Annotated in this window: 11 protein-coding genes; all 11 read right to left on the minus strand. The window is 60.1% G+C overall.

The window, feature by feature from the left end:
* Positions 1-8 precede the first annotated feature (8 nt).
* The 11 genes from ABJ99_RS04335 to murD all read right to left on the minus strand — a co-directional run bounded on the left by ABJ99_RS04335 (position 9) and on the right by murD (position 11478).
* Positions 9-458 carry a type VI secretion system amidase immunity protein Tai4 gene (locus ABJ99_RS04335; RefSeq protein ID WP_054084758.1) on the minus strand — a complete coding sequence of 150 codons (450 nt, stop codon included), beginning with the start codon at positions 456-458 and terminating at the stop codon, positions 9-11.
* Entirely contained in the window at positions 458-838 is a 381-nt protein-coding gene (locus ABJ99_RS04340) for a T6SS effector amidase Tae4 family protein (RefSeq protein WP_054084759.1), read from the minus strand. Before ABJ99_RS04340 ends, ABJ99_RS04335 begins: the two co-directional genes overlap by 1 nt.
* Positions 839-1008: 170 nt before the next feature.
* Positions 1009-1920: a UDP-3-O-acyl-N-acetylglucosamine deacetylase gene (gene lpxC, locus ABJ99_RS04345; RefSeq protein ID WP_003377651.1), complete on the minus strand. Its 912-nt coding sequence runs from the start codon at positions 1918-1920 to the stop codon at positions 1009-1011.
* A gap of 112 nt (positions 1921-2032) precedes the next feature.
* Entirely contained in the window at positions 2033-3220 is a 1188-nt protein-coding gene (gene ftsZ / locus ABJ99_RS04350) for a cell division protein FtsZ (RefSeq protein WP_007248943.1), read from the minus strand.
* Positions 3221-3307: 87 nt separating this feature from the next.
* Positions 3308-4564 carry a cell division protein FtsA gene (gene ftsA, locus ABJ99_RS04355; RefSeq protein WP_003377649.1) on the minus strand — a complete coding sequence of 419 codons (1257 nt, stop codon included), beginning with the start codon at positions 4562-4564 and terminating at the stop codon, positions 3308-3310.
* Positions 4565-4578: 14 nt separating this feature from the next.
* On the minus strand, positions 4579-5448 hold the full coding sequence (locus ABJ99_RS04360; RefSeq protein WP_054084760.1) for a cell division protein FtsQ/DivIB: 870 nt from the start codon (positions 5446-5448) through the stop codon (positions 4579-4581).
* A gap of 3 nt (positions 5449-5451) precedes the next feature.
* A complete protein-coding gene (locus ABJ99_RS04365; RefSeq protein ID WP_054084761.1) occupies positions 5452-6411 on the minus strand; it encodes a D-alanine--D-alanine ligase in 960 nt (319 codons plus the stop codon).
* The gene (gene murC / locus ABJ99_RS04370) at positions 6408-7868 is read right to left on the minus strand and encodes a UDP-N-acetylmuramate--L-alanine ligase (protein WP_054084762.1); all 1461 of its coding nucleotides are present in this window, start codon (positions 7866-7868) and stop codon (positions 6408-6410) included. The genes ABJ99_RS04365 and murC overlap by 4 nt, the downstream gene beginning before the upstream one ends.
* Positions 7861-8931 carry an undecaprenyldiphospho-muramoylpentapeptide beta-N-acetylglucosaminyltransferase gene (gene murG, locus ABJ99_RS04375; protein ID WP_054084763.1) on the minus strand — a complete coding sequence of 357 codons (1071 nt, stop codon included), beginning with the start codon at positions 8929-8931 and terminating at the stop codon, positions 7861-7863. The genes murC and murG overlap by 8 nt, the downstream gene beginning before the upstream one ends.
* Positions 8921-10135, minus strand: coding sequence for a putative lipid II flippase FtsW (gene ftsW / locus ABJ99_RS04380; protein WP_054084764.1), 1215 nt, complete (start codon positions 10133-10135; stop codon positions 8921-8923). The genes murG and ftsW overlap by 11 nt, the downstream gene beginning before the upstream one ends.
* A complete protein-coding gene (gene murD, locus ABJ99_RS04385; protein ID WP_054084765.1) occupies positions 10132-11478 on the minus strand; it encodes a UDP-N-acetylmuramoyl-L-alanine--D-glutamate ligase in 1347 nt (448 codons plus the stop codon). The genes ftsW and murD overlap by 4 nt, the downstream gene beginning before the upstream one ends.
* Positions 11479-11481: the final 3 nt, after the last annotated feature.

An 11481-nucleotide genomic window follows, 5' to 3' on the forward strand; every position in this document is an offset into this window, starting at 1 on the left:
CGGCCACATCAGTTCGTCTTTGGCGGATTATCTTGGCGATAAGTGTGATCAAGCTTGATCACCAGCTTTTTGACCTGACTGTCCAGCTCTTTGCTGTGATACAAGTCCAGGCACTTCAGCAGGTCAAAGCGAACGCCCTTCACTTCCGACTCGACCAGCGGGTTGTGATAGTCCCGCGCCAGAAACCGATCGATCAGCGGCTTCCCGGCACGAGGATCCTGCTCCATGTCGTAGTAGGTCCAGTCCAACAGAGCGCTGGCACTGCTTCCGGCATCCTGAGCAGCCTTGAGGTCGTTTTTGTACGCCGTAGCAATACACTCGGCAAGCACCATGTCCTTGTAGTTTTGCGCATAGGTGCGCCCGCCTGCCTGGGGCGAATGAGCAGTGTCATCCTTGGCCCAGCTGTTGAAAGACAACGCTGTGCATGCCAGCACCACGACCGCGCTCAAGCACCTCATCAGGACAAACTCCAGAAGTTTGCACGATCGGTTTGATAGTTCACGCCTGGTTCGTTGAAATAACAATGGTCATAGGTCTCGGCGCTTCCCCACTGCTGTTCCAGGTAGCCAATCAGACTTTTGACGCGGTAAAAATACCAGCGCTTGTCAGCACCCGACACCGTCTCCCCAGCTATTCGAGGGATGAGCGAACCCGAGTAGTTAAGGATGTAGCTCATGCGTACCGCGCAGGTATTGACCCACTTCAAGGCTGGATCACGACTATTGATATTCAATGCGACATTGCCGCCGATGACGGTTGCAACTTTTTCAGACGGGTTAAGCGTGTTGTAGATACGTTGCGAGGCAGCCCATGCGCTGGAGAATGAGGGTCGAATCATTTTTTCATCCTTGATGTAAGTACACGCTGAAGTCGCGCCAGTTTATTCCTTAACAACTGGATTTTCGAGGCGCTGAAAACTCGATTCGCCTGAAACCGCTTAAAACCCCATAAAAAAAGGCCACCCGAAGGCAGCCTTTAAAAAACAAAAGGAAAGAGAGTAAAGCTTGCTTACACGGCCGCGACAGGGCGCATGTAAGAAATAGGTGCCGTACTGGCATCCTCGAAGGTCACGACTTCCCAGGCGTCTGTCTGCTCGATCAATGCGCGCAGGAGACGATTGTTCAGTGCATGCCCCGACTTGAAGCCCCGGAACTCCCCGATCAGGCTGTTGCCCAGCAGGTAGAGATCACCGATGGCGTCCAGGATTTTGTGTTTGACGAATTCGTCCTCATACCGCAGGCCGTCTTCGTTCAATACGCCGTCCTTGTCGACCACGATGGCGTTTTCCACACTGCCGCCGAGTGCGAGGTTGTGCTTGCGCAGGTACTCGATATCACTCATGAACCCGAAGGTCCGGGCACGGCTGACTTCCTTCACGAAGGAAGTGCTGGAAAAGTCCACGCTTGCACTTTGGGTGCGGTCACGGAAGACGGGGTGATCGAAATCGATCTCGAAACTGACCTTGAACCCTTCAAAAGGCACGAAAGTAGCGCGCTTACCGCCCTCTTCCACTGTGACTTCACGCAGGATCCGGATGAATTTCTTCGGCGCGTCCTGTTCTTCCAGGCCTGCCGATTGAATCAGGAATACGAATGGGCCTGCGCTGCCGTCCATGATCGGGACTTCGGAGGCAGAGAGCTCGACGTAGGCGTTATCGATGCCAAGGCCAGCCATGGCCGAGAGCAAGTGTTCTACCGTGTCGACTTTGACATCACCATTGACCAGTGTGGTCGAAAGAGTGGTGTCGCCGACGTTTTCCGCGCGCGCAGGGATCTGCACGACGGGGTCAAGGTCAGCTCGGCAAAACACAATGCCGGTATTCACAGGTGCGGGCTTGAGGGTCAGGTAAACCTTCTCCCCGGAGTGCAGGCCTACACCTGTGGCACGGATAATATTTTTCAGGGTGCGTTGTTTAATCATGGCATGGGCCGCTTCAGCGCAAGTTGCGAACTGGTATCAACAAAGGCTGGCGATGATAGCAGACCATGCCTTTGCTGAACACCAATCACCCTAATACCCCTGATACATTTCATCAATCGGCCTGACGACGCAGGAAAGCCGGGATGTCCAGGTAGTCGAGGTCATCGTTAGGGTTCATCTTTGCCGCAGCGGTCGCGCTGGCGTGAGCCTGGTTGCGCATCACGGTCGGACGATCCAGATCGCGGTAGTTGACCGACGGCGCTTCCTGACGGGACGCCTGCTGTGCAGGAGCCTGCTGAGTGGTCTGCAGCGTGTTGTCGATCACCTTGACAGGCTTCTCGATTTTCGCGCCCAGGCCGGTAGCGACCACGGTCACGTGCAACTCGTCACGCATGTCCGGATCGATAACCGTACCGACCTTGACCATGGCGTGCTCGGAAGCGAACGCTTCGATGATGCTGCCCACGTCCGAGTACTCACCCAGCGACAGGTCAGGACCGGCAGTGATGTTGACCAGGATGCCGCGAGCGCCCTGCAGGTTGACGTCTTCGAGAAGCGGGTTGCGAATGGCTGCTTCGGTCGCTTCACGTGCACGGTTCGGACCGCTGGCGCAGCCAGTGCCCATCATCGCCATGCCCATTTCGCTCATCACGGTGCGAACGTCGGCGAAGTCGACGTTGATCATGCCCGGACGCTTGATGATGTCGGAGATACCGCGAACGGCACCGGCCAGTACATCGTCAGCCTTGGCGAAAGCCGACAGCAAGCTGGCGTCCTTACCGAGGATGGTCAGCAGCTTCTCGTTGGGAATAGTAATCAACGAGTCGACGCTTTCGGACAGCATGCGGATGCCTTCATCGGCGATCTGCATACGCTTGCGACCTTCGAACGGGAACGGACGGGTCACGACTGCTACCGTGAGGATGCCCATTTCCTTGGCCACTTCAGCAATGATCGGAGCCGCACCGGTACCGGTACCGCCGCCCATGCCGGTGGTGATGAACACCATGTTGGTGCCTTGCAGGACTTCTGCAATACGCTCACGGTCTTCCATAGCGGCCTGACGACCGACTTCCGGGTTGGCGCCAGCGCCAAGACCTTTGGTCACGCCTGTGCCCAGTTGCAGGATGGTCCGCGCGCCAATGTTTTTCAGCGCTTGAGCATCGGTGTTGGCGCAGATGAATTCCACGCCTTCGATGTTGCTCTTGACCATGTGATTGACAGCGTTTCCGCCACCACCGCCTACACCGATTACTTTAATGACCGGGCTTTGCGGGACGTTGTCTACGAGTTCGAACATTTTCTCTCTCCTTCCGCTTTCTAGTTAGTTTTGCCTACTGCCTGCCGATACTGCTTTTTGTTGCCCTGAAACGTTACAACCTGAAACTTAGAAATTGCCCTGCACCCAACGCTTGATCCGCTCAAGCACCGGGGCCTTGGTTTCGTCGCTGTAGCTGCTGTTGCCGACAATCCCGGACAGCGAAATACCGTCCGACTGTTTTTGCAGCCCGTACAGCAACAGGCCTACGCCCGTTGAATAGATCGGGTTACGCACGACATCGGCGAGCCCCTTGACGCTGTGCGGCACGCCCAGGCGCACTGGCATGTGGAAGATTTCCTCGGCCAACTCGACCGCACCTTCCATTTTCGCCGTACCACCGGTCAGCACGATGCCGGCCGGGATGAGGTCTTCGTAGCCGCTGCGACGCAGTTCGGCCTGGATCAGGGTGAACAGCTCGTCGTAACGAGGCTCGACCACTTCGGCCAGGGCCTGACGCGACAGCTCGCGCGGTGGACGGTCGCCCACGCTCGGTACTTTGATGGTTTCGCCGGCGCCGGCCAGTTTGGCCAGGGCACAGGCGTAACGAATCTTGATTTCTTCGGCGTACTGGGTGGGTGTGCGCAGCGCCATGGCGATGTCGTTGGTCACCTGATCGCCGGCAATCGGGATCACCGCGGTGTGACGAATGGCGCCTTCGGTGAAAATCGCGATGTCGGTGGTGCCGCCGCCGATATCCACCAGGCAGACGCCCAGCTCTTTCTCGTCATCGGTCAGTACCGAATAGGCCGAAGCCAGTTGCTCGAGAATGATGTCGTCGACTTCGAGACCGCAGCGACGCACGCACTTCTCGATGTTCTGTGCGGCGTTCACTGCGCAGGTCACTACGTGCACCTTGGCTTCCAGACGCACGCCGGACATACCCAGTGGCTCACGTACGCCTTCCTGGTTGTCGATCACGTAATCCTGCGGCAGGGTGTGCAGCACGCGCTGGTCGGCAGGGATGGCCACTGCCTGAGCAGCATCGAGCACGCGCTCCAGATCCGCAGCGCTGACTTCACGATCACGAATCGCCACGATGCCGTGCGAGTTCAGGCTGCGAATGTGGCTGCCCGCAACGCCGACGAATGCCGAGTGAATCCGGCAGCCAGCCATCAGCTGCGCTTCTTCGATCGCGCGCTGGATCGACTGCACGGTCGACTCGATATTCACCACCACGCCCTTTTTCAGGCCGCGTGAGGGATGGGTGCCGATACCCACGATTTCCAGCGAGCCATCGGCCGCGACTTCGCCTACCAGTGCCACCACTTTGGAGGTACCGATATCCAGCCCGACGATCATTTTGCCGCTTTGCACGTTTGCCATGGTCCTGCCTCTTATCAATTCTTCGCGACGGCGGGTTTTTCCGTCGTCGGCGCTGCCTGTTCGCGCCAACCGACCGCAAGGCCGTTGGAGTAACGCAGGTCGACGCGCGCGATGTTCGTGATCTGTTCTTTAAGCGTCTTGTCGTAAATCGCGATGAAGCGGCGCATTTTTTCGACAAGGTGGTCGCGTCCCAGCAACAATTCGATACCCGGGCCAGCACTACCAGCACCTGTTGTCAGGAACCAGCTGCCGCGCTCGCGCAGCTCCAGGCGTACGATGGAGAAGCCCAGCGGGCGCAACATCTGACTCAACACCTGGTACTGCTGCATCACCTGCTGCTGGGCCCGCTGCGGGCCGAACAACTGGGGAAGATGTTCATAGTTGGACAGTTCACGCGGCGTGAAAGCCTGCCCCTGGTTATTCAACAACGACTCGTCGCCCCACCGCGCAACCGGCAGTTGCTCTTCAAGACGAATCACCACCTGATCCGGCCAGACCCGACGCACTTCGGCGTGCGCGATCCACGGCATCTGCTCAAGCTCGGTGCGCATGGCGGCCAGGTCGATCTTGAAGAAACTCGACGCCACATACGGAGCGATGCGCTGCTGCACTGCCTGCTGGCTGATGTAACTCAAATCACCCTGTACGTTGATGCGGGTGATCGGGCGATCGGCATACGGCAGCAGACGCTGAGCGCCCTCATACGTGGCGAAGCCCAGAATCACCAGCAGCACCGGCCAGAACAGGCGCTTCAGGAAACTGAAGTTGGCCTTCGGCAGGCGCGCCGACAGTGGCTCTTTGGCTACCATCCGACTGGCGCCACGCGGCACCGGCTTGTTACGGCCGGGGGCTGGTGGCTGAGGACGTGCCGAAGGGCCGTACATGCCTTACCCTCTCACCGGAACGCTGTCGGCCAGAATCGCCAACACCAGTTGCTGAAAATCCAGACCCGCAGCACGTGCGGCCATCGGCACCAGGCTGTGATCGGTCATGCCCGGTACGGTGTTCACTTCCAGCAGCCAGAATTTGCCTTGCGCATCCTGCATCACATCCGTGCGCGCCCAGCCCGCAATGCCGATGGCGTCGCAAGCACGTGCAGCGAGTTGCTTGAGTTCCTGTTCCTGTGCATCGCCCAGGCCACACGGAATCCGGTACTGAGTATCGGAGGCCAGGTACTTGGCGTCGTAATCATAAAAACTGTGAGGAGTGCCCAGGCCGATGGGAGGCAATACCTGGCCACGCAGAGACGCAACAGTGAACTCCGGCCCGTGAATCCACTGTTCGACCAACACTTGCGAATCATAGGTACTGGCGGTCTTCCAGGCGGCGATCAATTCGTCGACGCTGTTCACCTTGGCCATACCGATACTTGAGCCTTCATGGGCCGGTTTGACGATCAAAGGGAAGCCCAGTTCCGTCGCGGCGCAAATACAATCGCGCTCGTTTTCGAGCACAGCGTGCAAGGGGGTCGGCAGGCCAAGACTCTGCCAGACCTGCTTGGTCCGCAGCTTGTCCATGGCCAGTGCCGAAGCCAGTACGCCGCTGCCGGTGTAAGGGATTTTCAGGCACTCCAGCAGGCCTTGCATGGTGCCGTCTTCGCCACCACGCCCGTGCAGAACGATAAAGGCGCGGTCGATCTTTTCGCTGACCAGCCGCTGCAGGAAATCACCGCCCACATCGATGCCGAACGCATCCACGCCAGCGTCGACCAGCGCCTTGAGCACCGCCTGTCCCGAGTTCAGGGACACTTCCCGCTCGGCACTCTTGCCGCCGAACAGCACGGCAACGCGGCCGAAGCTTTTCGGCTCGAGTGTCGAGCACAGGGAAGACAAGGCAAGGGCTGTCATTTCAGCTTCCCTTCGGTTGACGCCACGGTAGCGCCGATGAACAGCGGGCTCTTGAGCAGTTGCGGAGCAAGACCACCGATGTCACCAGCGCCCTGACACAGCAGAATGTCACCGGCACGCAGCAACGGCTTGACCAGCGGCGCGAGTTCGACACCGCGCTCGATGTAGATCGGATCCAGCTGGCCACGTTGACGGATGCTGTGGCACAGGTTGCGACTGTCCGCACCAGGAATCGGTTCTTCACCGGCCGGGTAGACTTCCATCAGCAACAGCACATTGGCGTCGGCCAGCACCTGCACGAAATCATCGTACAGATCACGGGTGCGACTGAACCGGTGCGGCTGGTAAACCATCACCAGACGACGATCCGGCCAGCCACCGCGTACAGCGTTGATCACAGCAGCGACTTCACGCGGATGGTGGCCGTAGTCGTCGACCAGCATGACGTTGCCGCCTTCGACCGGCAGCTCGCCGTAAATCTGAAAACGCCGACCCACGCCCTGGAAGCCGGACAGGCCCTTGACGATGGCTTCATCGCTGACGCCTTCATCGGTCGCAATGGCGATAGTGGCCAGCGAATTGAGCACGTTGTGATTACCGGGCATGTTCACCGACACGTCCAGCGGCTCGCGGTCGCGGCGCAGTACGGTGAAGAACGTCAGCATGCCGTCCTGGCGCACATTGATCGCACGCACGTCGGCTTCTTCGCTGAAGCCGTAGGTCATGGTCGGACGTTTGACCAGCGGCAGAATTTCACGCACCACCGGATCGTCGACGCACATCACCGCCAGCCCGTAAAACGGCAGGTTGTGCAGGAACTCGACGAACGTCTTCTTCAGTTTGTTGAAGTCGCCCTCGTAGGTCGCCATGTGATCGGCGTCGATATTGGTGACCACGGCGACCAGCGGTTGCAGGTGCAGGAAGCTGGCATCGCTCTCGTCAGCCTCGGCGATCAGATAACGGCTGGTGCCCAGCTGCGCGTTGGTGCCGGCTGCGTTCAGCCGACCGCCAATCACAAACGTCGGGTCCAGGCCACCGGCCGCGAACACCGAAGCGATCAGGCTGGTGGTGGTGGTCTTGCCATGCGTACCGGCAACGGCGATGCCATGGCGATAGCGCATCAGTTCGGCAAGCATTTCGGCGCGTGGCACCACCGGAATACGACGTTCCAGCGCAGTGGCGACTTCCGGGTTGGACGTGTTGATGGCGCTGGACACCACCAGTACATCGGAACCGATGGTGTTCTCGGCACGATGGCCGAGGAAAATCTGTGCGCCGAACGACTCGAGGCGCTCGGTCACGGCGGAGCTCTTGAGGTCGGAACCGGAGACTTCGTAACCCAGGTTCAACAGCACTTCGGCGATGCCGCACATGCCCACGCCACCGATACCGACGAAGTGGATGCGGCGGATGCGGCGCATTTCAGGCTGCGGCATGGCGCGTTGATTCTCAACCATGGGCCACCTCCACACAGACATCGACGACGGTGTTGGTTGCATCAGGCTTGGCCAGGCGACGTGCAGTGCGGGCCATGCTGTTCAATTGTTCGGGTTGCATCAAAACCTCTTTCAGGCGTGCGGCCATCTCGGCGGCGCCAGTTGTTGCTTGTGGCATGACGAAGGCTGCGCCTTCTCGGGCCAGATAGTCAGCATTACGAGACTGATGGTCATCAATCGCGTGGGGCAGCGGTATCAGCAACGACGGCAGACCGGCGGCGGCCAGTTCGCTGATGGTCAGTGCGCCTGCGCGGCAGACCACCAGATCAGCCCAGCTATAGGCTTGGGCCATGTTCTGGATGAACGGCGCAACTTGCGCCTCGACACCGACATTGCGATAGCGCTCGGCGGTGACAGCATCGTGATTCTTGCCCGACTGGTGAAACACTTCGGGCAGGATGTCCTGAGGCAACTGAGCCAGCGCCTCGGGCAGTAATTTGTTCAGCGGCTCCGCGCCCAGGCTGCCGCCCAGCACCAGCAGACGCGCCTTGCGACCGGCGAGCGCCTGACGCGGGGTTTCCAGAAACAGCTCGACGCGCACCGGGTTTCCGGTGGTACGGCGCTTGGCCGAGGCCGGGAACGTATTCGGGAACGCTTCGCACACGCGGCTGGCGAACGATGCCAGGCTGCGGTTGGCAGTTCCGGCGACGGCATTCTGTTCGTGGATGATCAGCGGCACACCAGCCAGCCTCGCCGCCAGACCGCCGGGGCCGGTGACATAGCCACCGAAGCCGACCACGCAGGCCGGTTTCACCTGGCGAACCACCTTGCGCGCCTGCATCAGGCTTTTCAGCAACATCAGCGGTGCTTTGAGCAGCGACAATCGGCCCTTGCCACGCAACCCGGTCGCGTTGATCAGGTGCAGCGTCAGGCCAGCCTGCGGCACCAGCTCGTTTTCGATCCCGCGCGGTGTACCCAGCCAATGGACCTTGTAGCCACGCGCCTGGAATTCGCGCGCGCAGGCCAGCGCCGGGAACACGTGCCCGCCAGTACCGCCCGCCATGATCAGCACGTTAGCGTCCATTGTGCGGCTCCTCGGCGAAGTCGCTTTCCTGGAATTCGGCCTCTTCACTGCCCATGTTGTTGCGCGATTCCCACTCGATACGCAGCAACAGGCCAAGGCTCGCACAGCAGATCACCAGCGAGCTGCCGCCATAGCTGAGGAACGGCAGCGTCAGACCCTTGGTCGGCAACAGGCCGACGTTCACGCCGATGTTGATCAGGAACTGACCGATCCACAGGAACGACAGGCCATAAGCGACATAAGCACCAAAGAACTGTTTGGCCCGCTCTGCCCACATGCCGATGTACATGCCGCGAATACTGACGAACAGGAACAGCGCGACGGTCAGCAGCGAGCCGATGACGCCCAGCTCTTCTGCAAGCACCGAGAACACGAAGTCGGTGTGCGCTTCCGGCAAGTAGAACTGCTTCTGCACGCTGTTGCCCAGACCGACGCCAAACCACTCGCCGCGACCGAAAGCAATCAGCGCCTGCGTCAATTGATAGCCGGAGCCGAACTGGTCAGCCCATGGATCGGTAAAGTTGGTCAGGCGCGCCATCCGGTAAGGCTGGGCCTGTACCAGCACGACCACCGACGCAACGGCCAGCACCACCATCAGCGAGAAACGGAACAAGCCGACGCCGCCAAGAAACAACATGGCAGCTGCCGAACCCATCATGACCACGGTGGCACCGAAGTCAGGCTCCATCAGCAACAGACCCGCCATCGGCAGCAGCACGATGAACGGTTTGAAGAAGCCCATCCAGCTTTCGCGGACTTCCTGCTGACGACGAATCAGGTAACCGGCGAGGAAGATCACCACGAAGACCTTGGCGATTTCCGAAGGCTGTACGTTGAACGCGCCGAAGCCGATCCAGCGCATCGAGCCGTTGACCTCGCGCCCGATGCCAGGCACCAGCACCATCAGCAGCAGGCCGAACGCACCCAGTAGCATCAACCAGCCCAGGCGCTGCCAGGTGGCGACCGGAATCATCATGGTCACACCGCACGCGCCGAGACCGATCAACAGATAGACCAGATGGCGAGTCATCATGTACAGCGTATTGCCCGACTGCACGGCCGCAACTTCCGACGAGGCGGACGTGATCATCACCAGGCCAAGGCCCAGCAATGCCAGACAACCGACCAGCATCGGAAAATCGAGGTCGATACCGCGGCCGCTGATCAGTGGCGATGGGTAAGGCTTGATCACACCGAAGATCATGACAAGCACTCCACTGCCTGCGCGAACACACGTCCGCGCTCTTCATAATTCTTGAACATGTCCAGGCTGGCGCATGCGGGAGACAACAACACGGCATCACCGCTGCGGGCCAGCCCGGCACTGCGCTCAACCGCCGCTTGCAGCGTGTCGACACGAACCAGCGGAACGGCATCACCCAACACCTGAGCAATCAGCTCGGCGTCGCGACCGAGCAATACGGCGGCGCGGCAATGTTTAGCCACTGGCGCACGCAAACCGCTGAAGTCAGCACCCTTGCCATCGCCACCGGCAATCAGCACCAGCTTGCCGTCGATGTCCGCGCCCAGGCCTTCGATGGCCGCCAGTGCAGCACCCACGTTGGTGGCCTTGGAATCGTTGTAGTAATGAACGCCTTGGCGCTCGCGCAGCCATTGGCAGCGGTGCTCAAGCCCGGTGAACTCGCGCAGGCTGGCGAGCATGGCGTCGAACGGCAGACCGACCGCATGGCCCAGTGCCAGCGCCGCCAGCGCGTTGGCCTGATTGTGTGCGCCGCGCACTTTCAGCTCGCGCACCGGCATCAGGTTCTCGAACTGGAAGGCCAGGTACTTTTCGCCATTCTCTTCCCGCAGACCAAAGCCGTGGAAGTCAGGCGTGTTCAGGCCAAAGGTCCAGCACGGCAGCCCTTCGCCGATCAGCGGACGGGACAACGCATCCTGCCGGTTGACCACTACCTGCCGCGCGCCGCGGAAGATCCGGTGCTTGGCCAGATGGTAGGCTGGCAGGCCGCTGTAGCGGTCCATGTGGTCTTCGCTGATGTTCAGCACAGTCGCCACTTCAGCGTTGAGCTGGTCGGTGGTTTCGAGCTGGAAACTGGACAGTTCCATGACATAAAGCTCGACATCGTCGCTGAGCAGATCCAGCGCCGGCGTGCCGAGATTGCCGCCCACTGCGACGCGCTTGCCAGCGGCAACGGCCATTCCGCCAACCAGCGTGGTCACGGTGCTTTTCGCGTTGGAACCGGTGATGGCAATCACCGGCGCCTTCGCGTGACGGGCGAACAGTTCGATATCGCCCGACAGCTTGACACCGCGTGCGTGGGCCTGTTGCAAGGCCGGTGTTGCCAAGGCCAGACCGGGGCTGACATATAGCTCATCGGCACGGCAGAGGAAGTCCACGTCCAGCTCGCCACAACGCACTTCCACCTGCGGATAATCGCGACGCAAGGTCGCCAGCTCAGGAGGATTCTCCCGCGTGTCGGCCACAGCAAAGGACACGCCCTGATTCGCCAGGAAGCGAACCAGAGACATGCCGCTTTTGCCTAGACCCACGACAATGCGGAAGCGGTCGGAAACGATCAGGGACACTCG

Origin of the sequence: Pseudomonas syringae pv. cilantro (assembly GCF_001293775.1) — a bacterium.
Taxonomy (GTDB): Bacteria; Pseudomonadota; Gammaproteobacteria; order Pseudomonadales; family Pseudomonadaceae; genus Aquipseudomonas; species Aquipseudomonas syringae_P.